The sequence below is a fragment of the Micromonospora sp. DT44 genome (assembly GCF_049841635.1).
In the GTDB taxonomy this organism is placed as follows: domain Bacteria; phylum Actinomycetota; class Actinomycetes; order Mycobacteriales; family Micromonosporaceae; genus Micromonospora.
This window is the reverse complement of sequence record NZ_JBNCKS010000046.1, coordinates 1-23,620: the sequence shown is the minus strand read 5'-3', so window position 1 is coordinate 23,620 and position 23,620 is coordinate 1. Positions and strand designations below refer to the sequence as shown.

Here is a 23,620-nt window from a genome sequence, read left to right as displayed (position 1 = left end):
TCAGTGGGGCGCCGAGGGGCCCAGGTCGCTCGGGTCGGTGTTGCCACCGCAGACGATCACCGCGACCCGCTCTCCCGCCCCGGGCACGTACGCCCCACCGACCAGCGCGGCCAACGCGGCGGCGCCACCCAACTCGGCGGCGACCCGCAGCTCCGACCAGAGCAGGCGACGCGCGTGGGCCAGGTCGTCGTCGCGTACCAGGACCGAGACCACACCGGTACGACGGGCCGTGTCGAAGGCGATCTCGCCGATCCGGCGGGCGCCCAGCGAGTCCGTGGCGATACCGCCCACCTCGATGTCGACGGGCCGGCCCGCCTTCAGGGCGGCATTCAGGGTGGGGATCTGCTCCGGCTCGACGGCGACGACACGTACCGACCCGTCGAACCAGGTGGCGATGCCCGACACCAGCCCACCGCCACCGACCGCGACCAGCACGGTGTCGACCCCGCCGAGCTGGCGTTCCAACTCCCGGCCCACGGTGCCCTGCCCGGCCACCACCTCCGGCTGGTCGTAGGCGTGCACCACGAGCGCTCCGGTCTCGGCGGCCCGCTCGGTGCTGGCCGCCAACGCCTCGGCGTAGTGCTGGCCCACCTGCCGTACCTGCGCGCCCAGGCCGGCCAGCCGCTGCACCTTGACCGGCGAGGCGGTGACCGGCACGAAGACCTCCGCCGGTACGCCCAGCGAACGGGCCGCGTACGCGACGGCGAGGCCGTGGTTGCCCCCCGAGGCGGCGATCACCCCGGCCGACGGCAGCGGCCCCTGGAGCATCCGGTTGAACGCTCCCCGCGGCTTGAACGAACCGGTGTGCTGGTGCAGCTCCAGCTTGAGGCTGAGCAAACCGGGGATGCCCAGGTCGGCGCCGTCGACCGTGATGACCGGCGTCTCCCGGACCCGCCCCTCGACTCGCGCCGCAGCCGCCTCGACGTCGCTTCTGTCCACCATGGGGAAACGCCCTTCACTACGACCAGAGAGTCAGTCGACCGTCGTCGGTGAGCCCGACGAAACATCCTATGGAGATTCGCCGGCCATCCGTCGCCGGACGCACCGTGTGATAGTGGCGCGGGTCGAAGAGGAATCCCTCTCCCAACGTCGGCCGCAACGTCAACGACTGCGTACCGTCGGCCACCGACTCCCGGTAGCCGTACCCGCCGGGGATCCGCAGGTCCTCGTCGTCCGGCTGCCACCGGCGACGCCACAGCACCGTCTCCCCGCCCCCGGGCGGCACCTGGACGTAGATGTTGAACGCCAACTGGGCCACCACCTCGCTGTCGAGCAGCCGGCCGGCGTACTCCCGGACCGCGTCGTCAAAGTGCACCTGAAGGCCGGCGTTGATCTCACGAACGATGCCGACATGCATCTGCCGGTCCTGCCGCCGCCCCGGCGACACGTCCGGCCAGGCGGCCCGGAACGCGGCCAGGCACAGCTCGCGGGGTGAGTCCGGCAGGCCCAACGTGGACCAGCCCTTCTCCGCGGCGTGGGCCGCCTCCCAGTAGTCCTCGCGCAGGTCCCCACCGTCGCGGTGGTCGTTGATGGCCGGGCCGAACTTGGCGACGACGGGAAACACACGACTCTCGTCGTAGCGGTCCATCTCCGCGTTGGCGAGCGCGGCGGTGATGGCGTGGCAGCAGGCGGCCGGCAGGAGCCCCGGCACCCGGATGGCGGCAATCCGCCCGGCGACCAGACCGGCGACGTCCGCGCGGGTGATCTTTTCGGACTCGACGGCCACGAACAACGGATCGGTTCTGCTCGTTTGTCGCACGGCGGTCCTCTCGTATCGAAGATCCCTCACCGGACAGGTCGCGCCCCCCGATCCCGCGCACCGTGCAATGTAGCGAGCACCGGCAAATCCGCACGTCACCATTGATCGCGACGTATCCAGTGGACACCTTTGGCAGTTCCCGGGCGAGGTGGTGGACGCGCCGCTACCATCGGCCCAGCCGGGGGTACGACACCCAGAGCCGTACGGCGGATCGATTCCACCGATCGGAGAATGGTGGCGGCTCGCCGGCACGGTGGATGATGCGACTAGTTCGAATGGGACGAGGAGTTCGATTATGGCTGGCGCCGGCCCGACCGATCTTGACGCGTACGTCGACCGCCTCGAGATGGCGCGTCGAATAGCCCGGGAAATGATCGAGTCCGACCACCTCGCGCTGGAGCTGGCCGTTCGGCAGCGCCCGCAGTGCTGGTCCCGACGACCGGTCGCGCACACCTCCCGCACCGACGCCTGACCCACGGGGCCGACCCCGCGTCGGTCACCCGACCGGGACCACGAAACGTGGCACGGTCGGGCAGGATGCCATTCATGCGCCGGCTCGCAACCGTTCTCTGCCTGCTGACTGCCATCGTGCCCGGAGTGGCTGCCTGCGCGGCGCCGCAGACACGGCCCGAAGACGCCGTACCGAGCGCGTCCGCCGCGGCGGGCACCTACCAGGCCGAGGTGAGCGGCGTGACGCCCGGTCCGGGTGTCCGGGCGGTGACCGTGCAGGTCAAGGCGCTCGCTGGTGGTGATGGTTGCTCCCGCAACCTGCGGGTCGACAACCAGACCGAGGAGAACGGCGTCATCTTTGCCGACATCGTGGAGGAATCGGCCGGGTCCGCCATCGTTGACGCCTGCCCGACCTCCGAGCCCGCCGAAGTGACCCTGACGTCGGCGGAGCCGATCGGCGACCGCCCGCTGACGCTCAACCAGAAGACGTGGGCGCTGAGGAGCGGCGCGTACAGCCGGTGTGACGAGACCCTTGGCTGCAAGCCGCCGGAGGACCGCTGCGACCCGACCTGGACGCGTGCGGCCGTACGGGGATTGGATGTGTCCCGCCACTCGCAGGGCCACGTCGAAGCCTGTGACGGCAACTGGCTGATCATGACGGTGCCGGACGACCCGACGTCGTGCGGCGTCGAGCCGCGCCCCGGGTGCGCGGTGGACACCGCCGTACGGCGCTACTTCCTGCGTAACGAGCCGGCCGGATGGTCGACCGCCGCCCGGACCACGTCGGGCGGGTGCGGTGCGATCATCAAGGCGGCTCCGACCTTTCCCCGCAAGCTCTGCGCCAAGCTGAAGCCGACGGTCCGCTTCGTCACCGCGGGTCCCCCGCTCCCGACCGGTCAGCCCGGCGGCTGATGCGAGTAGTCCGGATGGGACGGGCCCTGGTGGGCACTCTGAGCGCGGTGCTACCGCTGGCCGTGCCCGGCCACACCGCCAGCCTGTGACAGTGCGCCCAGTCGGAGTAGGACGTGCCCCCGTCGCCTGGGTGGATGCTGCCCGTCAGCGCGCCCAGGCCACGAACCGCTCGACAACTCGGCCGGCGCCACCTCGGGCAACTCGACGACGACGACGAAGAGCAGCCCACTGACGTAGATGGAAAGGCCAATGCGGTCCCGCCCGTACGCCTCGGCCAGGCGCACCCGCGCGGGATGGCACGGCCAGGGCGTGTCTGCCGCACATGTCTGGCAGTGCCACTGCGGCCGGCGCGGCAGGTGCTCCCCGTCCATCCGGCGATCAAGCGCTGACACCGACCGTTCAGCCCGATTGGCCCGTACAGTCTGCCGTTCTCCAGCCGTCACCGAGCCGCCCGCCCACCGTCGCGGTTGCCGTCCCGCACCGTGAATCCGTACGCGCCGAACCGCTGTGGGTAACAGGTCGCTGCTCCGGTCACGTCCAGTTGGACCTGACTCCGCCTACTCCACCAGCGCTTGAACCGCTTCCAAGCTGCCACCACGCCTCCCACCGTCACTGCGCGTACGCGTCCGATACACCGTGCGGCGGTACGCTCACATCGGTCGACGGGTTGCGCGTTGCCAATGCGCACCGGCAGCCTGGCAACTCCGGCGGGAGGCGCAAGACATGCCAACATTCGGCGCCCGAATGCGGACAGCGCGGGAAGCGCGCGGGCTCAGCCTGGCCGCTCTCGCCGAGCTGCTGCCCGCCGACAAGGGTCACCTCTCACGGCTTGAGAACGGCCGTCGACGACCGGGTGAGGATCTGGCCCGCCGGATCGACGACGTCCTGGCCGCTCGTGGGGAGCTGATCGCCTGCGCCGCCCTGGATATCGCCGCCGCCCGCGACACCCGGCCGTCGGAGACCATCGAGCTGCTACACCGAATGCACGCCAGTGACACCGCCCCCGCCACCATCGAGACGTTGCAGGCGACCGTGACCGAGCTGTGCTGCCAGTACGGGTGGCGTGACGCCGGGGAACTCCGCGCCGAAGGTCAGGGTTGGCTGCGCGAGGTCGCCCGACTGCTACAGCGACCCACCGGGCTGCGGCAGCACCGCGAACTCCTGGTGTGCGCGGGCTGGCTCGCCCTGCTGATTGGCTGTGTGGAGTACGACCTCGGCATGCGCGCCAGCGCCGAGGCCACCCGCACTGCCGCCCGCCAACTCGGTGACGAAGCCGGCCACGCTGGCATCACCGGCTGGGCGTGGGAGATGACAGCGTGGTTCGCACTCACCCAGTCCCGGCACGAGGCAGCGTTGACCGCCGCCCGGGCTGGGCAGGAAGCCGCCGGTCGGCAGCGGGTGGGGGTGCAACTGATCGGGCAGGAAGCCAAGGCGCTGGCACGCCTCGGTAACCTCCAAGGGGCGCGGACGGCGCTCGATCGAGGTCGGCGGTTACTCGACGACCTCGGTACGCCGGACCGGCCCGACAACCACTTCGAGGTCGATCCTGGCAAATGGCTGTTCTACGCGATGGACGCCTACCGCCTCGCCGAACACGACGCTCTCGCCGAGCACTACGCCAACGAGGTTCTGCGTCTCGGCACCGGATCGGACGGAATCGAGCGGTCACCCATGCGGATGGCCGAAGCCAGACTCACTCTCGCCGCCACAGCCCTGCGCGCTGGCGAGCTGGACCGGGCCGTCGAGGAGGGGGTGACGGCGTTCGCCGCTACTCGACGGTCCCTGCCCTCGCTGCTGCTCGTCGCCGGCGAAGTTGACGTCGAACTTCACCGTCGCTACCCCCACGAGCAGGCCACCGCCGACTTCCGCGACGCGCTGAACGCCATTCGGTAGCCACATCCGCAGGCGCTGACGTCATCTCCGCCCGATCGCCGGCCCGGGTTCGTCATCCGTACAGGTACTCGCCAACGTCCAGTTCCGCCCGCGTGAGCCGGAGGAATTCCAGCACCCGGGCATTCAGGTGCCAGCCCAGCAACTGGTGTTGCCCCGCGAGTTTCTGCATGCCGTCGACGGGACTGGTCAGGTCTTCCTCCTCGCCGTCCGGGTGCTCGAACACCCGGACGACTTGCAGGACACTCGCACCGGGCACGTCATTGACGCGGTCCAGCTCGGCGGCAAGTTCCCCGATCCGCTCGGCGTGGTCGAACAGGCGATCCACGATCTCCGCAATCTGTTCGTCCACGGTAAGTCCGGGCTTGCGACACACGATCTTCCACCGATGAGCGGTGGGCCGAACCGGATCGGCCTGGCGACTGCCACGAACGAGCACCTCGTCGGGCTCGATGCCCAACCGGCCGGTGATCTCGGCCGCTGACATCCGAACCGAGGACAGCGCCAAGTACGCGTACTGGGAGACGAGCATGCGGGCACTCTAGAGTCGCGGTAGGTACTAAGCCGATCTGATCGAACTACCCTCATTGCCATGCCGCACCTGGACGCCGCCGATCCCCTGCCGTGCCGTCCTCGCCGCGTGCTGGTCGCCGGCACCTCGGGCGCCGGAAAGACGACCCTCGCCTCCCGCATCGCCACCGCGTTGCAAGCGCCGCACATAGAGATCGACGGCCTGTTCCACGGACCGTCGTGGACCAGACGGCCGTCCTTCGAAGACGACGTACACCGATTCAGCGCAGGCCCCTCCTGGGTGACCGAGTGGCAGTACAGGGCGGTACGCACCCACCTCGCCGACCTCGCCGACCTGGTGGTGTGGCTGGATCTGCCGAAGATCACCGTGATGCGCCAGGTCATCCGGCGGACCGTCGTACGCCGCCTTCGACGCCAACAGCTCTGGAACGGCAACGTGGAACCGCCGCTTCGAACCCTGCTCACCGACCCCGAGCACATCGTCCGCTGGGCGTGGAACACGCATCCTCAGACGGCTTCACGTATCGAGGCCCTGGCGGCCCGGCGTCCGGACCTTCCCGTGGTCCACCTCCGCAGTCACGCCGCCGCCCATCGCTGGTTGCTCGGCCCGCTGAGGGAGGCCCAGCCCTGCGAGTCGTGACCGTGGCTACGTTGACGGTTCGACAACCCCCGGAGCGTACAAAAGCGTTGGTCGGAGGCCATGACGCTGCTACTTGTGGTCGTTGTCGGCTCTCGTTCGACGGCCTGGGAACGGCATGATCTTGCAGGCCGACCGCGAACAACCCGGTCGCCGGGCGCACATCCGCCCGCTATGGTCCGCGGCATGCGGCTGGAGAAGATCACCCCGGAGAACTACGAGGCGGCTCTCGAAGTGTCGGTGCGCCCCGATCAGGAGGATCTGGTCGCGCCGGTGGTCAAGTCGCTGGCCGAGGCGTACGTCTTCCCCGACCACGCCTGGCCGAGGCTGATCTTTGACGGCGACCGGCTGGTCGGCTTTCTCATGGCCTTCCTCGCCATACCGTGGGGCGACAATCCCGATGACCTGCGCTCGGGCCTCTGGCGGCTGAACATCGCAACCCACGCACAGGGAAACGGTTACGGCCGGTTCGCCGCAGAGGCCGTATGCACGGAGATCCGCGCCAGAGGCGGCACCCGGGCATATGTCACCTGGGCGTCCCGGTCAGGAGGGCCCGAGGAGTTCTACCTGAAACTGGGCTTCCGGCCGACAGGCGAGCAGAGTGGCGGTCAGATAGTCGGCGTCCTGGACCTCTGAAGACGCGTCGTGGTCGTCCAGCCTGTCTCGTCACTATTTCCAGCGGAAGTGGACGAAGAGGCGGCCGAAGTTCTTCGAGTCCTTCTCGACCCGGTGGTAGAGCTGCTTGACGTCCTTCTGGTCGAGGAACCGCAGCACCCGCTTCTTGAGCTGCCCCGACCCCTTGCCCGGAATGATCTCGACGAGGGTGGCCTTCTTCGCGACCGCCTCGTCCATGATCCCGCGCAGCGCGCGGTCGATGTCCTGGCCCTTGTTGAAGATCTCGTGCAGGTCCAGCTTGAGCTTCATGCCGCAGCCCCCGGCCGGTCAGGTCCCATGTCCGCCATCCTAGGCACGCCGCCTCGGCACACCCCGCGCGACGACGAAGGGGCGGTCCCGTGGGACCGCCCCTTCGTACACCGCCTGCTTCGCGCTCAGCGGGTGCCGCCCACGCGGGTCTCCACCCGATCGAGGGCGATCCGGTAGTCGTCGTTGGCCGCGTACATCGCCGCGGCGATCCGCAGGTGCCGCAGCGCGTCGGTGTGCCGGTTCAGCCGCTCCAGCGTCCGACCCAGCACGTGGTGCGCGTAGTGGTCGCTCGGGTCCCGGTCGACAAGTTCCCGCAACTGCTCCTCGGCCCGGTTGAGCTGGGCCGACTGGAAGTACGCACGGGCCAGCAACTGCCGGACGGCCGCGTTGCCGGGCTCGGCGTCCACGATCGGCTCCAGCAGTCGGGCCGCACCGCTCGGGTCACCGGTCTCGAAGAACATGGTCGCCCGTCGGTAGTTCGCCAGGAGATCCATCTGCCCACCTCCTCGGGTCGCGCCGTCACCTGTTCCGACGCTGGCACAACACTCGGCGTTTGGCGACTGTTCCCCGGGCCGAAATAGGGTCAGGTTCGGGCGTCCCGACGCCCGGCGGACAGCTCCCAGGCCCGTACGCCGCCGACGATGCCGGCGGTGTTCGGCACCACCACCACGTCGTCGCCCATCCGGGCCAGTTGCTCCGGTCGGATCAGCCGCGAGTTGCCCCCGCCCAGGTAGAGCCGGTCCCACCGGAACACCGGGCGCAGCCCGTCCACCACCTGCCGGATGCGGCGGGACCAGAAGGCGTCCCCGAGTCGCCGCCGCTCCGGCTCGCCCACGTACGTGTCGTAGGTGGTGCCCCAGCGCACCGGCGCGTGCGACAGCTCCAGGTGCGGCGCGAGGACGCCACCGTCGAAGAGGGCGCTGCCCAACCCCGTTCCCAACGTCAACACCAGTTCACAACCGGTGCCGGCCACCACACCGGCCCCGTGCACCTCGGCGTCGTTGAGCACCAGCGCCGGCACCCCGAACGCGTCGGCCAATGCGCCCCGCGCGTCCCAACCGGACCACTCGGCCAGCAACTCCGGGTCGACCCGGGACCGGGGTCCGCTGCGGGTGACGTAGTGCGGGGTGGCCACCACGACGCCGTGCCGGATCATCCCGGGGACGCCGACAGTCAGCCGGTCGGCCGTGGGCAGTCGCCCACCGAGATCCAGCAGGGTCCGCACGAACAGATCGGGAGGCAGCGGGTACGGGGTCGGCACCCGCAGCGGTCGGGCGCGCATCGTGCCGGCCTCGTCGAGGACCGACGCCTTGATGCCGCCGCCGCCGCAGTCGATCGCCAGTGTGGTCACCACGTCATGGAGTCTGCCCGCTGGGATCGTCTGGTATGCGGGCAGCCGGATAGGCTGCCGTCCTGATGAGCGCCACGATGATCGTCAAGGACCTGGCCGCCGGGCACGGCGACCGCCCCCTCTTCGCCGGGTTGGACCTGGTGGTCGCCCCGGGCGACGTGGTCGGCCTGGTCGGGCCGAACGGGGCCGGGAAGTCGACGCTGCTGCGTACCCTCGCCGGGTTGCTGCCGGTCGAGGCCGGCAGCGTACGACTCAGCCCGCCCACCGCGAGCGTCGGACATCTGCCGCAGGAGCCGGAGCGGCGGCCGGGCGAGACGGTACGGGAGTTCCTGGCCCGCCGGACCGGGGTGACCGGCGGGCAGGCGGCGCTGGACACCGCGACCGAGGCGTTGACGGCCGGGTCGGCGGGCGCCGACGACGCGTACGGCGACGCGCTGGAGCGCTGGCTGGCCCTCGGCGGCGCGGACCTCGACGAACGCGCCGAGCAGGTGAGCGCCGATCTGGGGCTCACGGTCGACCTGGACCACCTGATGACCGGGCTCTCCGGCGGTCAGGCGGCCCGGGCGGGGTTGGCGTCGCTGCTGCTCAGCCGGTACGACGTGTTCCTGCTCGACGAGCCGACCAACGACCTGGACCTGGCCGGGTTGGAGCGGCTGGAGGAGTTCGTCACCGGGCTGCGGGCCGGCACGGTGCTGGTCAGCCACGATCGGGAGTTCCTGACCCGCACGGTGACCCGGGTGCTGGAGCTGGACCTGCCGCAGCAGCAGGTCAACCACTTCGGCGGCGGCTACGCGGCCTATCTGGAGGAGCGCGAGGTGGCGCGGCGGCACGCCCGCGCCGACTTCGAGGAGTACGCCGACACGAAGGCCGGCCTGGAGGCGCGCGCCCGTACCCAGCGGGGCTGGATGGAGAAGGGTGTGAAGAACGCCCGCCGCAAGGCCACCGACAACGACAAGATCGGCCGCAAGTTGCGAGCGGAGTCGAGCGAGAAGCAGGCCGCCAAGGCCAAGCAGACCGACCGGCTGATCGAACGACTCGAGGTGGTCGAGGAGCCCCGCAAGGAGTGGGAGCTGCGGATGGAGATCGCCGCCGCGCCCCGCGCCGGCGCCGTCGTGGCCACGCTGCGAGGAGCCGTGGTACGCCGTGGTGGCTTCACCCTCGGCCCGGTCAACCTCCAGATCGACTGGGCGGACCGGGTCGCGGTTACCGGGGCGAACGGCTCCGGCAAGTCCACCCTGCTGGCCGCGCTGCTCGGCCGGCTGCCGCTGGACGAGGGCACCGCCTCGCTCGGGCCCGGCGTGGTGATCGGCGAGGTGGACCAGGCCCGCGGGCTGTTCCTCGGCGACATGCCGCTGATCGACGCGTTCGAGGCGGCCGTACCTCACCTGTCGCCGGCGGACGCGCGGACCCTGCTGGCCAAGTTCGGCCTGCGGGCGGCGCACGTGCCCCGACCGGCGGCCACCCTCTCCCCCGGTGAGCGGACCCGGGCCGCGCTGGCCCTGCTCCAGGGCCGTGGGGTCAACCTGCTGGTGCTGGACGAGCCGACCAACCACCTGGACCTGCCCGCCATCGAGCAGCTGGAATCGGCGCTGGCCAGCTACCCCGGAACGCTGCTGCTGGTCACCCACGACCGGCGGATGCTGGCCGCCGTCGAGACCAACCGGCGGCTGCGGGTCGACGCCGGGCGGATCGCCGAGGATTGATGCCGGTCCGCGGGCCGGCGCGGGGTGAGAATGACGCCATGCTCAAGTGGGAGTACGCCCTGCTGGTCCGCCGCCGCCAGGCGGCGACCAACGACCTCGGCTGGGAGGTCGTCTTCGTCTGGTACGGCCCGGACGGGTCGATGGTCGACGTGACGCCGTACGGCGACACGTCGCTGGCCCACCTCAACCGGGCCGGCGACCAGGGCTGGGAGCTGGTCGCGATGAGCGAGGACCCGTCGCTGCCCGGCAACCACGAACTGCACCGCTACCACCTCAAGCGGCCGAAGCCCGCCGCTCCCCCGCCCCGTCAGCGGATGCGGGGAGGTCGCCGGACGCTGTCGGGCTGACCTTCGACGGCGCTGGGCCGGAGGGCGGGCCTTGGACCGGAGGCCGGGCCTTGGACCGGAGGGCGGGCCTTGGGCCGGAGGGCAGCACTCCGACGAGTGTGATGACTGTGGGGCATCAAGATGCCGCACAGTCATCACGCTTTACAGGGAGGTGCGTCGGACGCCCCGACAAGCCCTCTGGCGGTCGCGCGACGGCGAAACGGGAATACCGGGCGCGTAGGCGGGTAACGCGCGGCGGGAGGTGGCCCGAATGGTCGCTTTGGCACAGACTCCGCCCTCGGCCGACCGGCTGCGGTTGATCGACGAATTCCTCGCGCAGGCGTGGGCGGACCAGGTCCGGAACGACGACCGGCTCCGGGGCCTGGCCGTCGAGGTGCGGTTCGACCGCGGGGTCGCCCACCTCAGCGGAGAGGTGACCGAGCCGGCCGACCTACGGCTGGTACGGGACCTGGTGGGACGGTTGGCCGGCGTCTACGGCGTCTGGTGCAGGGTCGGCGTCGGCGGACGCGCGCCGGTCGTGGTGGATCTCGGCTGCGGCCCGACCAAGCAGTGGTCGAGCAACCTCGGGCTGGACATCTATCCCGCGCCTGGGGTGGACGCGGTGGCGGACCTCTCCGGCTCGCTGCCGCTGGCCGACAACTCGGTGGACGTCCTGTTCGCGGTGCACATCCTGGAGCACCTGATCGACTTCCTGCCCCTGGTGGACGAGTGTCACCGGGTGCTGCGCCCGGGTGGCGTCCTGCACGTGATGAGCCCGTGGTGGGGGCACGTCAACGCGGTGGCCGACCCCACCCACGTCCGGCTGATGGACGTGCAGACCTTCAAGGGGATCTGCCAGCTCCGGCCGCCGGGCACGCCGCGTTGGTACCCGCTGCACGCCGGCTGCGACGGCGCCTCGATCTTCGCCGACCTGACGCCCCTCCCCGCCGACGCCGAGCCCGCTCCGAACGTCCACCTGGCCCGCTTCTTCGACTAGGACCTGGTGGATTCGCGCAGTTCCAGCTGGTACGGAGCCTTGAGCGCGCGGGCGGGGGCGGCGCGGTCGCCGTCGAGGCGATTGGCGAGGAGTTCGACGGCCAGCCGGGCGATCTGCTCCTTGTCGGGAGCGACGGTGCTCAGCGTGGGGACCGAGAACCGCCCGTCCTCGATGTCGTCGAAGCCGACCACCGCCACGTCCTCGGGCACGCGCAGGCCCGCCTCGTGCAGAGCGCGCAGGGCGCCCAGGGCGAGAGTGTCGTTGAAGCAGAACACGGCGTCGGGGCGTACTCCCGTGGTGAGCAGGCCGCGCATCGCGGCCGCGCCGTCGGCGCGGTGCCAGGCCGTCGCGGACGCCACGAGGGCTTCGTCGTAGGCCAGGCCGGCAGCGCGCAGCGCCTCGGTGTAGCCGGCCAGGCGCAGGCGGGCGCTGGCGCCCTCGTCGGTGCGCTGCGCGCCGATCGCCGCGATCCGGCGGCGGCCGAGCCGGATCAGGTGGTCGGTGATCTCCCGGGCGGCGGTGACGTTGTCGATCACCACGCGATCGGCGGGGCCGTGGTCGACGCGTTCGCCGAGCAGCACCATCGGGGTGCCGTCGAGGCTGGCCAGATCCTCCGCCGTGAGCGCCAGCGGGCTGAAGATGAGCCCGTCGATCAGGTGGTCGGTGATGCCGGAGGCGACGACCCGCTCCTGCTCACGCCGGCCGCCAGTCTGGTCGATGAGCACGGTCCAGCCGTACTCGGCGGCGGCGGTGACGACGTGCCGGGCGAGTTCGGCGAAGTACGGGATGTCCAGTTCCGGCACCGCCAGGGCGATCACCCCAGTCCGCCCCTTGCGCAGGTGCCGGGCGGAGAGGTTGGGCCGGTAGTTCAGCTCGGCGATGGCCTCCTCGACACGGGCCCGGGTGTCCGGACGTACGTGCACGTAGCCGTTAACCACGTTGGAGACGGTCTTCACCGAGACGCCGGCCCGCTCGGCCACGTCCTTGAGCCTGTTTCGCACCCCGCAACCTCCCCGATGTAACCCAGCGCACCATACCTCGTCACCAGCTCTTTACAACGTTGCCTACAACGTTGTACAAACGGGGGACGCCGGGTGGGCGGTGACTGCGGTCACCCGGTTCCGGCACCCCAGGAAAGGTGGCATCCCTTGCGGACCACGCAGTTGACGATCGATCCGGCCTTCGCGATCGGCCCGGCCGACCGACGCCTCTTTGGCTCGTTCGTCGAGCACATGGGGCGCTGCGTCTACGGCGGCATCTACGAGCCCGGACACCCGAACGCCGACGCCCGGGGCCTGCGGCGGGACGTGCTGGACCTGACCCGCGAAATGGGCGTGTCGGTGGTCCGCTACCCCGGCGGCAACTTCGTCTCCGGCTACCGCTGGGAGGACGGCGTCGGTCCGGTCGGCGACCGACCCCGGCGGCTCGACCTGGCGTGGAAGACGATCGAGACCAACGCGTTCGGCCTGCACGAGTTCATGACCTGGGCCGACGAGGCGGGCGTCGAGCCGATGATGGCCGTCAACCTCGGCACCCGCGGGGTGCAGGAAGCACTCGACCTCCTCGAGTACGCCAACCACCCGGGCGGCACCGCGCTCTCGGACCTGCGGCGCAAGAACGGCGCGGAGGACCCCTTCGGCGTACGGCTCTGGTGCCTCGGCAACGAGATGGACGGGCCCTGGCAGGTCGGCCACAAGACCGCCGACGAGTACGGCCGGGTCGCCGCCGAGGCCGCCCGCGCCATGAAGATGATCGACCCGTCGGTCAGCCTGGTCGCCTGCGGCAGCTCCAACCGGCGGATGCCCACGTTCGCCGCGTGGGAGGCGACCGTGCTGGAGCACACCTACGAGCACGTCGACTACATCTCGGCGCACACCTACTACGACCCGTCCGACGGCGACCAGGCGAGCATCCTGGCCTCGGCCGTCGACATGGACAACTTCATCACCGAGGTCGTGGCGACCGCCGACCACGTGGCGGCCCGGCAGCGGCACCGCCGCAAGCTGAAGATCTCGTTCGACGAGTGGAACGTCTGGTACGAGTCCCGGCTCCAGGCCGACCTGGACCGGCGTGGCTGGGTCGAGGCGCCCGCGCTGATCGAGGACGACTTCACGGCGGTGGACGCCGTGGTGGTCGGCGACCTGCTGATCACCCTGCTCCGGCACGCCGACCGGGTGGGGGTGGCCGCCCAGGCCCAACTCGCCAACGTGATCGCGCCGATCCGTACCCGCAACGGCGGCCCGGCCTGGCGGCAGAGCATCTTCCACCCGTTCGCGCTGACCGCCCGGCACGCACGGGGCACCGTGCTGCGCACCGAGCCGGTGTCGCCGCGCTACGACACGAAGAAGTACGGGGACGTGCCCGTGCTCGACACGGTCGCCGTGCACGACGAGGAGACCGGCGAGCTGACCGTCTTCGCGACGAACCGGGACACGACGGACCTCGCACTGGAGATCGACCTGCGCGGCCTGCCGGGACTGTCCGGCTATTCCTTCCAGAGCATCGCTGCCGGGTCCGACCCGTCGGCGACGAACACCGAGGCCGAGCCCGACCGGGTGACGCCACGGGACATGCCCACCCCCACCCCCGACGGCGGCCGGTGCACCGTGCGCCTGCCCGCCGTCTCCTGGAGCGTGCTGCGCTTCGGCCCGGCCCACGCCTGAGGCGTACCGGGTTCGAGCAGGCACAATTCATACCGTCCCCCTCCAAGGAGAGATAAAGCATGATCCAGAACGACATGAGCCGGCGACGCCTGCTCGGCCTCGGTCTCGGAATCGGCGCGGCGGCCTCGCTGACCCTCGCCGGCTGCGGTGGAGGCGACAACGCCTCCGGCCCGGCCACCGGCAACGGCGGCAAGGAGTACACCGGGCCCAAGGTCGACCTGAAGCTGTGGAACGGGTTCACCGGCGGCGACGGCGACATCTTCAAGGCCCTGGTCAACCAGTTCAACACCGAGCACAAGAACATCGCGGTGTCGGTGGCCACGTACCAGTGGGAGGACTACTACAACAAGCTCCCCGGCGCGGCCTCCAGCGGCAACGGCCCGGACATCGCGGTCATGCACATGGACCAGCTCGCCACCTTCGCCGCCCGTGGCGTGATCACCGAGCTGGACGACGTGGCCAAGAACCTGGAGCTCTCCGAGGGAGACTTCGCCCCGACCGTGTGGAAGGGCGGGATCTACAACAACAAGCGGTACGGCATCCCGCTGGACATGCACCCGCTGGGCTTCTACTACAACAAGGCCGTCATGCAGAAGGCCGGCCTCGACCCGAACAAGCCGCCGACGACGAAGGACGAGTACACCGCAGCCCTGGTCGAGCTGAAGAAGGCCGGTGTGCAGGGCTTCTGGGTCAGCCCGTTCCAGTTCACCGGCGGCATGACCTTCTACTCCGTGCTCAACCAGTGGGGGGCCACGCTCTTCGACGCCGAGGTGAGCAAGGCGACGTTCAACTCCGACCCGGCGGTCGAGGCGTGCACCTGGCTGGTCGACATGATCAAGCAGGGTTACTCGCCGGCCAACGTCGGCCAGGACGCCGACTACCTGGCGTTCAAGAGCGGCAAGAACGCCTTCACCTGGAACGGCATCTGGCAGATCAACGACCTCAAGAAGAGCCCCGAGGTGCAGTGGGGCGTCGCGCCGCTCCCGCAGATCGGCAGCAAGCCGGCGGCCTGGGCCAACTCGCACAACTTCACCATCGTGAAGCAGCGGGCCAACGACGCCAACAAGGTCTCCGGGTCGAAGGTCTTCATCAACTGGCTGAGCCAGCACTCGCTGGACTGGGCCAAGGGCGGGCAGATCCCGGCCCGCAAGGAGGTCCGCGAGGGCGCCGAGTTCAAGGCGCTGCCGGAGATCTCGTCGCTCGCCCCCGAGCTGGAGTACGCGGCCTTCCCGCCGGCCGCCCCGGGCCTGGGCGAGGTCATGACGACCTTCTACAACTCCTTCAACGAGGCCGCGCTGGGCAAGAAGTCGCCCAAGCAGGCTCTCGACGACGGCGTGGCGAAGGCCAACAAGCAGCTTGAGGACAACCGCAAGAAGTACGGGAGCTGATCACCCGTGGCGGACGTGATCGAGGTCGGGGCGGCGCGCGGTGACGCGCCGCCCCCGGCGGCCAAAGCAGCCCGCCGGGCCGCCTCCGTGCGCCGGACCGGACGGGCGACGCCATACCTGTTCCTGGCCCCGTACCTGGTCCTGTTCGGGGTCTTCGGCCTGCTGCCGATCGTCCTGGGCCTCTGGCTGAGCGTGCACCAGTGGGACTTCCAGCTCCCGAACCGGCCGTTCGTCGGGCTGGACAACTACCAGCAGCTCTTCTCCAGCGACTCCGCCGTCTACGGCGACTGGTGGCAGAGCGTACGGGCCACCGCGATCTTCACGGTGCTGTCGGTTCCGCTGCTGGTGGTCGTACCCCTGGGGTTGGCTCTGCTGTTGAACCGCTCCTTCCCCGGCCGGACCTTCTTCCGGGCGATCTACTTCGCCCCGTACGTCCTGGGCGTGGCGGTGATCGGCCTGCTCTGGCGATTCCTGCTCGACGCCAACCTGGGCCTGGTCAACCGGCTCCTGGGGGTGATCGGGTTGCCGTCGGACACCCCCTGGGTGACGAACATGCCCTGGGCCTGGATCTCCCTGGTCGGGGTCACGGTCTGGTGGACCTCCGGCTTCAACGCGGTGATCTACCTGGCCGGCCTCCAGGACATCTCGCCGGAGCTGTACGAGGCGGCCCGGGTGGACGGGGCGACCGCCTGGCAGCGGTTCCGCAACGTCACCCTGCCCGGACTGCGTCCCGTCCTGCTCTTCGTGATCACGACGACCGTGCTGGCCTCGGCGAACATGTTCGGCCAGTCCTTCCTGATCACCCAGGGGACGCCCGGCACGGAGACCCGCACGGTGGTGTGGTTCATCGTCGAGGAGGGCCTGCGCAACAACAACGCCGGCCGGGCCGCCGCGATGAGCATCGTGTTCGCCCTGATGCTGGCGGTCGTGAGCATCGCCAACTTCCGCCTCTTCCGCTACCGGGAAGACTGAGGGGACCGCTATGACGACGCCCACGCGGACGACCCGCGGTGCCGCCACCGGCCGGGTCGCGCTCTACGCCACCCTGGTCGCGCTGGCCCTGATCTTCCTGGTTCCGCTGGCCTGGATGGTCATCACCTCGTTGAAGACCTACACCGCCGCCCAGCAGATTCCGCCGAGCTGGCTGCCGAACCCGCTCTCCGGCTACGGCTACGAGCAGATCCTCACCAACTCGGCGAATCCGGTGCTGCGCTGGTTCCTCAACAGCATGGTGGCCGCCACGCTGCACGCTCTGCTGGTGCTGGTGACCGCCTCGATGGGCGCGTACGCCCTGGCCCGGCTGAAGTTCGCCGGGCGTGGGGTGAGCTTCGCGCTGATCGTCGGGACGCTGTTCATCCCGCCGACCTCGTTGATCATCCCGAACTTCCTGATCGTCGACCAGCTCAGCTGGATCGACACGCTCGCCGTGATCGTGGTGCCCGGCGCGGCCAGCGCGTTCGGGGTCTTCTTCCTACGGCAGTTCTTCCTCTCGCTGCCGAACGAGTTGGAGGAGGCCGCCACCCTCGACGGCGCCAACCAGTGGCAGATCTTCTACAAGGTGGTGCTGCCGCTGTCGAAGCCGGCGCTGGCCACCCTTGCCGTGCTGTCGTTCCTGACCAACTGGAACGACTTCCTGTGGCCCATCTTCGTGCTGTTCAGCCCGGAGAAGCTGACCCTGCCGCCGGGCCTTGGGCTGCTCCAGGGTTCGTACGTCACGGACTATCCGGTGATCATGGCGGGCGCGGTGCTGGCGAGCCTGCCGGTGCTGATCCTGTTCGTGCTCGCGCAACGGCACATCATCCAGGGTGTCTCCCGCAGCGGCCTGAAGGGATGACCCGGGCAACCGCCCGGCGATCCGGCGCGGCGGCGATCACCCTCGCCGCCGCGCTGCTCGTCACGGGCTGCGCCGCCGACAGCGAACCCACCTCCACGAGCAGCGGGAGCGACTCCACGATGTTCACCAACCCGGTCGTACGCACCGACGCCCCGGACCCGCAGGTGATCCGGGTGGGCGACACCTGGTACCTGTTCCACACCAACTCGGGCGGTCGCAACGTCCCGGTGCTCACCTCGCCCGACCTGATCGACTGGGCCGAGGCCGGGGACGCGCTGCCGACACTGCCGGACTGGGCGGACCCCGGCAAAACGTGGGCGCCGGAGGTCATCCAGCTGGCACCGGAGAAGTTCCTGCTCTACTACACCGTCGCGGGTCGGGAGTCCGGCCGGCAGTGCGTCGGGCGGGCGGTGGCCAGCGCGCCGCAGGGCCCGTACTCCGACGACGCGTCCGGCCCGCTGATCTGCCAGGCAGAGCTGGGCGGGGCGATCGACGCGAGCCCGTTCCGGGACACCGACGGCAGCCTCTGGCTGCTGTGGAAGAACGACGGCAACGCGATCGGGGTGGACACCTGGCTGTGGTCGCAGCGCCTCGCCGAGGACGGTCTGACCCTCGTCGGTGAGCCGACCAAGCTGCTCAAGCAGACCGAGCCGTGGGAGGGCACCCTGATCGAGGGGCCGTTCTTCCACCGCCAGGACGGCCGGCTGTACCTGTTCTTCGCCGCCAACGCCTACGACCGCGCCGAGTACGCCGAGGGCTACGCGGTCTGCGAGACCCCCACCGGCCCGTGTGTGAAGGCCGCCGAGAACCCGACCCTGAAGAGCAGCGACGCCGCCTCGGGCCCGGGTCACGCCTCGATGGTGGTCAAGGACGGCCGTACCTGGCTCGTCTACCACGCCTGGCCGCCCGGCCAGGAGGGCAGCACCGACCCGGGCCGGCAGGTGTGGCTCGACGAGGTGACCTGGGTCGAGGGCAAGCCGGTCGTCAAGGGTCCGACCGGTACGCCGCAGCCCCGCCCCCTGACCTGATCGTGCCCAGGGGCACTCGACCCCTGGGCACGACCGGTCCGGCGCTCGGCTCGCGCTGCTCGGGCGCGACCGCCGGTCAGGCGCTCGGCTCGCGCTGCTCCGGCGCGACGGCCGGTTCGTGGCGGGCGAGGCGGTTGCGGCGGTAGCCGTAGCCGAAGTAGATCACCGCTCCGAGCAGCATCCAGGCCGGGAACCGCAGCCAGGTCTCCACCGACAGGTTGAGCATCAGGTAGAGGCAGGCGACCGCCGAGACGATCGGCAGCACCGGCGAGAACGGCACCCGGAACGGCCGGTCCAGGTCCGGACGCTTGCGGCGCAGGATCGGTACGGCGAGCGAGACCAGCACGAACGCGCAGAGCGCGCCGATGCTGACCAGGTCGGCCAGGGCGGAGAGCGGCAGGAAGCCGGCCAGCAGCGGCCTGACAAGGCGGCAGTACCGCAGCGACCTTGGCCTCAACTTCATGATCGTTTAGATGCCGAGCCCAGCAACGCGGGCTGGCACGTATCGCTCCTTGGCATCACCGTCGCCCTCGGCCGCGTGGCTGTTGGGCTTGGATCCGGGCGGACCGGCGCCGCTCGTCGGCTTGGGGCGCTTCGGGCGCGTGCTGTTCTGGATATTGCGGGCTCTGCCCTCTGGCAGCATTGGCCACGGCTGCGTTTTCTAATGGCGCCTGTTGAGCAACAGCTTGGTAGTAAGCCGGATCAACAGCTTGGTAGTAAGCCGGAGCAACAGCTTGGTAGTAAGCCGGAGCAACAGCTTGGTGGTAAGCCGGCGGATTTCCGACTTGATATGCTGGCGGAATGGGCGCATTCGCCGCGGAGCGCTGGTGCGCCTCTTGGGCTTCGGCAGAAATGTATAGGAGATTTGGGTTTGAGTAGTCGGGGCGTGTCCGCTTCAAAACATCATCCCACGGATACGGTGGGCTGCCGTTCGGGTATAGGACACCAAATTCTACTCTAGCGTGCCGTCCAGAGCTGAAATCAAATTGACGGTCGAGTTGTGCGCTGCGCCCACTGTTATCATACAAGAAAATTCGTTCGGAATCATTGATCACAAACTGCGTCATCGTTGCACTGAAGGCGCGTCGTTCATGCAGTGTAAGAGAGGTGGCAGCTGCGCCGGTGGTTGTCAATTCGTTGACATACTGCCCGATCGGGAAGGGATCGCTGGTACTGGGTAACTGGATTCCGTCAGCAATACGTTCACGCGCGTCTTGTGAATAGAGTATCGCCGAATCCTGCCGGTATTCAGCGATGACTGACATCTCTTGGCGCGGCACAAATCGGGCCGACCATACTCGCTCCCTATCGTCAAAATACGTTGCGTAGTGTTCTTCGATGAGGTCTGCGGGCCACCGCCTTCCTTGTTCGTCCTGCCACGGGAAAAGCATTTCGTTAGTTCGAGCCATTTGGCTATCCTTTCAAAGTATCTACGAATCTGCCGAGCTAATTTTTGTCAACCTGGGTCCAGCGGCTGCTCCTCATCCTCAGGACGAGTCCATCCCCTCCAGCATCCATAACGGCCAGCGTGGGCTCCCGGTTCACATGTACGGTCCCGTGTAGTCGGCAAGGCTTTCGGAGCCGTCCTCGACGTGCGGGGAGCAACTTCGGGGTGCCCGCACAGCTCGACGAGTGATGACCGGTGTTACCTGCGTAGACGTGGATGGTTGCTCAGGCAAGGAAGTCGCCGAGCCCCGGTTCGCGGTTCGCGGTCGCGGTTCACACACTTTCGATCAGGCGTGCGGGCGGTATGGCATGGCCGTCACCGTAGCCTCAGCGGTTCGATGTTGTCGGCGCGCAGGGCGGCGTGGATGCTGCGGTCGGGTTCGCTGCTGTTGCGCCAGCGCCAGTTGGGCAGGTCGTCGGCTCCGGCCCAGCGGAACAGCGGGTGGTGCCGACGCAGTAGTTGTCCGGGTTCGGGGTGCTGGAGGTAGTGCGCGGCGTGTAGGAGGAACATCATCGGCGTCGGATCGCCGGTGGCGGCGCGTGGTGTGTTCAGTAGTTGGGGATGTCGGGCGAACACGGTGGCCAGAGCGATGGTTTCCGGGTAGCGGATGACCTGCTCGACGACGCGGGGCAGCAGTTCACTGCGCCCGCCCCATCGAGTGGTGATGGCATCGGATTCCCCGCGGCGTCGTGGCCAGTTGCGCCACCCGCTCGTGATTTGCCCGGCAGCCTCCATCGCGGCGTCGATGGTGGCGCGGCGTCGACGCCGCAGGGCGCGACGACGCCGGACAGCGGTGAGGATCTCGGGTGTCGCGTCGAGGGACTGTTCGGTGGGTGGTCCGAAAGGTCCGAGGGGACGTCCGCGGCGGGGTTGCTCGTCGCGGAATCCGACCAGAGTGCGGCGGTGCTGGACGCAGATGGGTAGCTCGCCGTGGTCGAGGCGGACGAGCGCGGGTATCCGGGCTCCGCGACGGGCCGCGCAGAGAGTGCAGGGGCGCATCACGGTCGAGATTCTGGGGCTGATGGGGTCCCAGTATCGCGCTGGCTGCGAGTCGTCGTCGTGGTAATGGTGACGGGTCGCGAGCACGGCGTAAAGCTGCGGTTCCGGGTAGCCAGCGAGGACGGCGAGGCGTTGGCTCGGTTCACGTCGCCGAGCCGCTGCACGAGGTCATCGCCGATCGCAATCGCTTCGGCATCACCGCCGTCACCGCCGCCGAAGCCCTGGCCGCCATCGATGACCCGAAAGACCGCGCAACCCTCCGCCGGCTCCTGACCCTCGACGCCTGTCTAGTGCTGTCTACCGACGGCCACACCTGGCACGCGCTGGCCTATTGGCGCGGCTACACCGGCCGCGCCGACCATGTGGATCTCGTCGGTGGTCAACATCGACTGGCCCAGCAAGGCCTCCCAGACCAGCCCGGACCGGATCGCCGCCCAGCAGGCCGAGTACCGCGGTCTGCTGGACCTCGCCGAACGACTGCACCACAACGCCGTGGTCGTACAGGTCCGGCCCACCGCCGACGCGCTCTGGCCCTCGCCATATGAGCCGTGGTCGGAGTACCTGACCGGGGTGCGCGGCCAGGACCCCGGCTGGGACCCGCTGGCCTTTTTCGTCGAGGAGTCGCACAAGCGCAACCTCGAATTCCACGCCTGGTTCAACCCGTACCGCGTCTCGATGCCGGCGCCCGGCGGCGCCGGCGCCGACGTCGGCCAGCTCGCACCCGGCCACCCGGCCCGGCAGCACCCGGACTGGACCTTCGCCTACCCGCCGGCCGGCGTCGCCGGCAGCCGGCTCTACTACACCCCCGGCATCCCCGAGGTCCGCGAGTTCGTCCAGACCGCGATGATGGACGCGGTCCAGCGGTACGACATCGACGGCGTCCACTTCGACGACTACTTCTACCCCTACCCCAGCGGCGCCTACCAGGTGCCCGACGATGCCACCTTCGCGGCGTACAACCGGGGATTCACCGATCGGGCCGACTGGCGGCGGGACAACATCAACCTGCTGATCCAGGAGATGAACGGCAAGATCAAGGCGGCGAAGCCGTGGGTCAAGTTCGGGGTCAGCCCGTTCGGCATCTGGCGCAACGCCAGCGTCGACCCGCTCGGCTCGGACACCACCGGCAGCCAGTCGTACGACATCATCTCCGCCGACACCCGAAAGTGGATCAAGCAGGAGTGGATCGACTACGTCGTGCCGCAGCTCTACTGGTACATCGGCCAGTACCCGGCGGCCGACTACGCGCGACTCGTGCCGTGGTGGGCCGAGACGGTACGCGGGACCCGGGTGCAGCTCTACATCGGCCAGGCCGACTACAAGAGCGGCGACCCCGCGTACGGGCCGTACTGGCAGAACCCGCGTGAGCTGTCCAACCACCTGACGCTCAACCGTTCGTACCCCGAGGTGCAGGGCAACGTGCACTTCTCCGCCGTCCAGGTACGGGCCAACCGGCTCGACGCCACCAGCATCTACGCGGCCGAGCACTACTCGCGCCCGGCCCTCGTACCGGCCATGCCGCACCTGCCGGCGAAGCCGCTGCTCCCGCCGGTGGTCACCCGGGTCGCGCGGGACACCGACGGGGTACGGCTGACCTGGCGTCAGCCGGCCGACGGCAAGGGTCCCCTGGGCACGGCCACCTCGTACGCGATCTACCGGTTCGACGGGACCACGCTGCCCGGGCAGTGCGCCACCGCCGACGCCACCGGACTGGTCGACACCGTCCGGGCCACCCCGGGCGGCGTCCAGTCCTGGGTGGACACGTCGGCCGGACCCGGCCGCCGATACACGTACCGGTTGACCGCGCTGGACCGGACAGCCAACGAGAGCCTGGCCAGCCCACCGGCGTTCAGCCTGCGCTGACCGCCCGCTCGAATGCCCCGGACGCCAGGCGCGTCCGGGGCATTTCGTCTGTTTGGACCCATGTCACCAATAGTTGGCGAGACGCATACCGCCTCGTCGATTGATCGATCGACACTGATCGACATCCGGTGACCCGCCGGTAACTTCCGTCCCACCGCCCACCCCGCGGAGGTAAACCGTGCCCCGACGTCTCGCCACCCTGTTCGCCTCGGGCGCGCTCGCGCTGCTCGCCACCCTCGCCATCGCCTCCCCCGCCGCCGCCGTCACCCCCGCCGAGAAGCTGTCCGTGCTGTCGAGCTGGACCCAGACCAGCGCGTCCAGCTACAACTCCTGGAACAGCGCCCGCCTCAACCGGGCCCCCTGGGCCGAGTACAACTTCGTCTGGTCCACCGACTACTGCTCGTCCAGCCCGGACAACCCGCTCGGCTTCACCTTCAACCTGGGCTGCTACCGGCACGACTTCGGCTACCGCAACTACAAGGCGGTCGGCCAGTTCTCCGCCAACAAGGACCGCCTCGACAGCGCCTTCTACGCCGACCTGAAGCGGGTCTGCGCCACGTACAACACGGTCGTCCGCCCGGCCTGCTACAGCCTGGCCTGGACCTACTACCAGGCGGTCCACATCTTCGGCTCGGTAGCCGCAGTCCAACAGGCCGACATCGACCGAGCCGCCCAGATGAAGGCCCAAGCCGAATCCCAAGCCCACACCCGCCCCTAACTGCCCACCCCCCACCCCACCCCACCCCACCCCAACCCCCATTCCGGTGATGATCAAGAGGTTTGCGTCAGCGGAGGCACGATTTCTGACGCGAACCTCTTGATCAACAAGGTTCAAGGGGGTGGGTTAGTCCTTGTCGCCTCTGGCGAGGTGGCCCGTTCCGGGCTGAAAATCGTGTTGGTCGCTCGCTGACGTCGTTG

Annotated in this window: 26 protein-coding genes; 15 read left to right on the top strand and 11 right to left on the bottom strand. The window is 69.4% G+C overall.

Annotation, left to right across the window (positions count from 1 at the left end; all coding sequences use genetic code 11):
• Positions 1-942 carry a threonine/serine dehydratase gene (locus tag ACLQ25_RS24330; protein ID WP_425733106.1) on the bottom strand — a complete coding sequence of 314 codons (942 nt, stop codon included), beginning with the start codon at positions 940-942 and terminating at the stop codon, positions 1-3.
• A gap of 16 nt (positions 943-958) precedes the next feature.
• On the bottom strand, positions 959-1,726 hold the full coding sequence (locus ACLQ25_RS24325) for a hypothetical protein (RefSeq protein WP_425733105.1): 768 nt from the start codon (positions 1,724-1,726) through the stop codon (positions 959-961).
• 328 nt (positions 1,727-2,054) lie between these two features.
• Here ACLQ25_RS24325 and ACLQ25_RS24320 point away from each other — a divergent pair, with 328 nt between their 5' ends.
• Together ACLQ25_RS24320 and ACLQ25_RS24315 are read left to right on the top strand one after the other, a co-directional pair.
• Positions 2,055-2,231: a hypothetical protein gene (locus tag ACLQ25_RS24320; protein ID WP_355053517.1), complete on the top strand. Its 177-nt coding sequence runs from the start codon at positions 2,055-2,057 to the stop codon at positions 2,229-2,231.
• A gap of 74 nt (positions 2,232-2,305) precedes the next feature.
• A complete protein-coding gene (locus ACLQ25_RS24315) occupies positions 2,306-3,121 on the top strand; it encodes a hypothetical protein (RefSeq protein WP_425733104.1) in 816 nt (271 codons plus the stop codon).
• A 439-nt stretch (positions 3,122-3,560) separates the two neighbouring features.
• Here ACLQ25_RS24315 and ACLQ25_RS24310 read toward each other — a convergent pair whose 3' ends face one another.
• The gene (locus tag ACLQ25_RS24310; protein ID WP_425733103.1) at positions 3,561-3,716 is read right to left on the bottom strand and encodes a hypothetical protein; all 156 of its coding nucleotides are present in this window, start codon (positions 3,714-3,716) and stop codon (positions 3,561-3,563) included.
• 128 nt (positions 3,717-3,844) lie between these two features.
• On the opposite strand from ACLQ25_RS24310, the gene ACLQ25_RS24305 reads away from it, so the two are divergent.
• On the top strand, positions 3,845-5,014 hold the full coding sequence (locus ACLQ25_RS24305; protein WP_425733102.1) for a helix-turn-helix domain-containing protein: 1,170 nt from the start codon (positions 3,845-3,847) through the stop codon (positions 5,012-5,014).
• Between the two features lie 52 nt (positions 5,015-5,066).
• Here the strand turns inward: ACLQ25_RS24305 and ACLQ25_RS24300 are convergent, their stop codons facing one another.
• Positions 5,067-5,543 carry a DUF4279 domain-containing protein gene (locus ACLQ25_RS24300; RefSeq protein WP_425733101.1) on the bottom strand — a complete coding sequence of 159 codons (477 nt, stop codon included), beginning with the start codon at positions 5,541-5,543 and terminating at the stop codon, positions 5,067-5,069.
• 60 nt (positions 5,544-5,603) lie between these two features.
• Between ACLQ25_RS24300 and ACLQ25_RS24295 the strand changes: the two genes are divergently transcribed.
• The gene (locus tag ACLQ25_RS24295; RefSeq protein ID WP_425733100.1) at positions 5,604-6,182 is read left to right on the top strand and encodes an AAA family ATPase; all 579 of its coding nucleotides are present in this window, start codon (positions 5,604-5,606) and stop codon (positions 6,180-6,182) included.
• 183 nt (positions 6,183-6,365) lie between these two features.
• Entirely contained in the window at positions 6,366-6,815 is a 450-nt protein-coding gene (locus tag ACLQ25_RS24290; RefSeq protein WP_425733099.1) for a GNAT family N-acetyltransferase, read from the top strand.
• A 33-nt stretch (positions 6,816-6,848) separates the two neighbouring features.
• Here ACLQ25_RS24290 and ACLQ25_RS24285 read toward each other — a convergent pair whose 3' ends face one another.
• From ACLQ25_RS24285 to ACLQ25_RS24275, 3 genes are all read right to left on the bottom strand, one after another.
• Positions 6,849-7,103, bottom strand: coding sequence for a Smr/MutS family protein (locus tag ACLQ25_RS24285; protein WP_007465523.1), 255 nt, complete (start codon positions 7,101-7,103; stop codon positions 6,849-6,851).
• 125 nt (positions 7,104-7,228) lie between these two features.
• Complete coding sequence (locus tag ACLQ25_RS24280) at positions 7,229-7,597, bottom strand: tetratricopeptide repeat protein (RefSeq protein ID WP_425733098.1); 369 nt, start codon at positions 7,595-7,597, stop codon at positions 7,229-7,231.
• 89 nt (positions 7,598-7,686) lie between these two features.
• Entirely contained in the window at positions 7,687-8,457 is a 771-nt protein-coding gene (locus ACLQ25_RS24275) for an ROK family protein (RefSeq protein WP_357134451.1), read from the bottom strand.
• Between the two features lie 62 nt (positions 8,458-8,519).
• Here ACLQ25_RS24275 and ACLQ25_RS24270 point away from each other — a divergent pair, with 62 nt between their 5' ends.
• The 3 genes from ACLQ25_RS24270 to ACLQ25_RS24260 all read left to right on the top strand — a co-directional run bounded on the left by ACLQ25_RS24270 (position 8,520) and on the right by ACLQ25_RS24260 (position 11,480).
• The gene (locus tag ACLQ25_RS24270) at positions 8,520-10,157 is read left to right on the top strand and encodes an ABC-F family ATP-binding cassette domain-containing protein (protein ID WP_425733097.1); all 1,638 of its coding nucleotides are present in this window, start codon (positions 8,520-8,522) and stop codon (positions 10,155-10,157) included.
• Positions 10,157-10,504 (top strand): hypothetical protein, encoded by a 348-nt coding sequence (locus ACLQ25_RS24265; RefSeq protein WP_396799844.1) that lies wholly within the window; start codon positions 10,157-10,159, stop codon positions 10,502-10,504. Before ACLQ25_RS24270 ends, ACLQ25_RS24265 begins: the two co-directional genes overlap by 1 nt.
• 250 nt (positions 10,505-10,754) lie before the next feature.
• Complete coding sequence (locus ACLQ25_RS24260; protein WP_425733096.1) at positions 10,755-11,480, top strand: methyltransferase domain-containing protein; 726 nt, start codon at positions 10,755-10,757, stop codon at positions 11,478-11,480.
• Here the strand turns inward: ACLQ25_RS24260 and ACLQ25_RS24255 are convergent.
• Positions 11,477-12,481 carry a LacI family DNA-binding transcriptional regulator gene (locus ACLQ25_RS24255; RefSeq protein WP_425733095.1) on the bottom strand — a complete coding sequence of 335 codons (1,005 nt, stop codon included), beginning with the start codon at positions 12,479-12,481 and terminating at the stop codon, positions 11,477-11,479. The two genes, ACLQ25_RS24260 and ACLQ25_RS24255, sit on opposite strands and share 4 nt — an antisense overlap.
• Positions 12,482-12,628: 147 nt before the next feature.
• Here ACLQ25_RS24255 and ACLQ25_RS24250 point away from each other — a divergent pair, with 147 nt between their 5' ends.
• The 5 genes from ACLQ25_RS24250 to ACLQ25_RS24230 are packed head-to-tail and all read left to right on the top strand — an operon-like array spanning position 12,629 to position 18,393.
• Positions 12,629-14,143: an alpha-N-arabinofuranosidase gene (locus ACLQ25_RS24250; protein WP_425733094.1), complete on the top strand. Its 1,515-nt coding sequence runs from the start codon at positions 12,629-12,631 to the stop codon at positions 14,141-14,143.
• A 59-nt stretch (positions 14,144-14,202) separates the two neighbouring features.
• A complete protein-coding gene (locus tag ACLQ25_RS24245; RefSeq protein WP_425733093.1) occupies positions 14,203-15,531 on the top strand; it encodes an ABC transporter substrate-binding protein in 1,329 nt (442 codons plus the stop codon).
• Between the two features lie 6 nt (positions 15,532-15,537).
• Complete coding sequence (locus tag ACLQ25_RS24240) at positions 15,538-16,503, top strand: carbohydrate ABC transporter permease (RefSeq protein ID WP_425733092.1); 966 nt, start codon at positions 15,538-15,540, stop codon at positions 16,501-16,503.
• Positions 16,504-16,513: 10 nt separating this feature from the next.
• Positions 16,514-17,365, top strand: coding sequence for a carbohydrate ABC transporter permease (locus tag ACLQ25_RS24235; protein ID WP_425733091.1), 852 nt, complete (start codon positions 16,514-16,516; stop codon positions 17,363-17,365).
• Positions 17,362-18,393 carry a glycoside hydrolase family 43 protein gene (locus ACLQ25_RS24230; protein ID WP_425733090.1) on the top strand — a complete coding sequence of 344 codons (1,032 nt, stop codon included), beginning with the start codon at positions 17,362-17,364 and terminating at the stop codon, positions 18,391-18,393. Before ACLQ25_RS24235 ends, ACLQ25_RS24230 begins: the two co-directional genes overlap by 4 nt.
• Positions 18,394-18,469: 76 nt before the next feature.
• On the opposite strand, the gene ACLQ25_RS24225 is transcribed toward ACLQ25_RS24230, so the two are convergent.
• The 3 genes from ACLQ25_RS24225 to ACLQ25_RS24215 all read right to left on the bottom strand — a co-directional run bounded on the left by ACLQ25_RS24225 (position 18,470) and on the right by ACLQ25_RS24215 (position 20,842).
• Positions 18,470-18,856, bottom strand: coding sequence for an APC family permease (locus ACLQ25_RS24225; protein WP_425733089.1), 387 nt, complete (start codon positions 18,854-18,856; stop codon positions 18,470-18,472).
• Positions 18,857-18,911: 55 nt separating this feature from the next.
• The gene (locus ACLQ25_RS24220) at positions 18,912-19,802 is read right to left on the bottom strand and encodes a hypothetical protein (RefSeq protein WP_425733088.1); all 891 of its coding nucleotides are present in this window, start codon (positions 19,800-19,802) and stop codon (positions 18,912-18,914) included.
• Between the two features lie 353 nt (positions 19,803-20,155).
• Positions 20,156-20,842, bottom strand: a complete 687-nt coding sequence (locus ACLQ25_RS24215) for a hypothetical protein (protein WP_425733087.1) — start codon at positions 20,840-20,842, stop codon at positions 20,156-20,158.
• A gap of 357 nt (positions 20,843-21,199) precedes the next feature.
• Here ACLQ25_RS24215 and ACLQ25_RS24210 point away from each other — a divergent pair, with 357 nt between their 5' ends.
• Together ACLQ25_RS24210 and ACLQ25_RS24205 are read left to right on the top strand one after the other, a co-directional pair.
• Positions 21,200-22,702 carry a glycoside hydrolase family 10 protein gene (locus ACLQ25_RS24210; RefSeq protein WP_425733086.1) on the top strand — a complete coding sequence of 501 codons (1,503 nt, stop codon included), beginning with the start codon at positions 21,200-21,202 and terminating at the stop codon, positions 22,700-22,702.
• 178 nt (positions 22,703-22,880) lie between these two features.
• Positions 22,881-23,420, top strand: a complete 540-nt coding sequence (locus tag ACLQ25_RS24205) for a phospholipase (protein WP_425733085.1) — start codon at positions 22,881-22,883, stop codon at positions 23,418-23,420.
• Positions 23,421-23,620: the final 200 nt, after the last annotated feature.

What these genes read in the sequence shown, in the direction of transcription:
- ACLQ25_RS24330 (WP_425733106.1), bottom strand. Translation starts at nt 942, where the DNA reads ATGGTGGACAGAAGCGACGTCGAGGCGGCTGCGGCGCGAGTCGAGGGG.
- ACLQ25_RS24320 (WP_355053517.1), top strand. Translation starts at nt 2,055, where the DNA reads ATGGCTGGCGCCGGCCCGACCGATCTTGACGCGTACGTCGACCGCCTC.
- ACLQ25_RS24315 (WP_425733104.1), top strand. Translation starts at nt 2,306, where the DNA reads ATGCGCCGGCTCGCAACCGTTCTCTGCCTGCTGACTGCCATCGTGCCC.
- ACLQ25_RS24305 (WP_425733102.1), top strand. Translation starts at nt 3,845, where the DNA reads ATGCCAACATTCGGCGCCCGAATGCGGACAGCGCGGGAAGCGCGCGGG.
- ACLQ25_RS24300 (WP_425733101.1), bottom strand. Translation starts at nt 5,543, where the DNA reads ATGCTCGTCTCCCAGTACGCGTACTTGGCGCTGTCCTCGGTTCGGATG.
- ACLQ25_RS24295 (WP_425733100.1), top strand. Translation starts at nt 5,604, where the DNA reads ATGCCGCACCTGGACGCCGCCGATCCCCTGCCGTGCCGTCCTCGCCGC.
- ACLQ25_RS24290 (WP_425733099.1), top strand. Translation starts at nt 6,366, where the DNA reads ATGCGGCTGGAGAAGATCACCCCGGAGAACTACGAGGCGGCTCTCGAA.
- ACLQ25_RS24285 (WP_007465523.1), bottom strand. Translation starts at nt 7,103, where the DNA reads ATGAAGCTCAAGCTGGACCTGCACGAGATCTTCAACAAGGGCCAGGAC.
- ACLQ25_RS24280 (WP_425733098.1), bottom strand. Translation starts at nt 7,597, where the DNA reads ATGGATCTCCTGGCGAACTACCGACGGGCGACCATGTTCTTCGAGACC.
- ACLQ25_RS24270 (WP_425733097.1), top strand. Translation starts at nt 8,520, where the DNA reads ATGAGCGCCACGATGATCGTCAAGGACCTGGCCGCCGGGCACGGCGAC.
- ACLQ25_RS24265 (WP_396799844.1), top strand. Translation starts at nt 10,157, where the DNA reads ATGCCGGTCCGCGGGCCGGCGCGGGGTGAGAATGACGCCATGCTCAAG.
- ACLQ25_RS24260 (WP_425733096.1), top strand. Translation starts at nt 10,755, where the DNA reads ATGGTCGCTTTGGCACAGACTCCGCCCTCGGCCGACCGGCTGCGGTTG.
- ACLQ25_RS24245 (WP_425733093.1), top strand. Translation starts at nt 14,203, where the DNA reads ATGATCCAGAACGACATGAGCCGGCGACGCCTGCTCGGCCTCGGTCTC.
- ACLQ25_RS24235 (WP_425733091.1), top strand. Translation starts at nt 16,514, where the DNA reads ATGACGACGCCCACGCGGACGACCCGCGGTGCCGCCACCGGCCGGGTC.
- ACLQ25_RS24230 (WP_425733090.1), top strand. Translation starts at nt 17,362, where the DNA reads ATGACCCGGGCAACCGCCCGGCGATCCGGCGCGGCGGCGATCACCCTC.
- ACLQ25_RS24225 (WP_425733089.1), bottom strand. Translation starts at nt 18,856, where the DNA reads ATGAAGTTGAGGCCAAGGTCGCTGCGGTACTGCCGCCTTGTCAGGCCG.
- ACLQ25_RS24220 (WP_425733088.1), bottom strand. Translation starts at nt 19,802, where the DNA reads ATGGCTCGAACTAACGAAATGCTTTTCCCGTGGCAGGACGAACAAGGA.
- ACLQ25_RS24210 (WP_425733086.1), top strand. Translation starts at nt 21,200, where the DNA reads ATGTGGATCTCGTCGGTGGTCAACATCGACTGGCCCAGCAAGGCCTCC.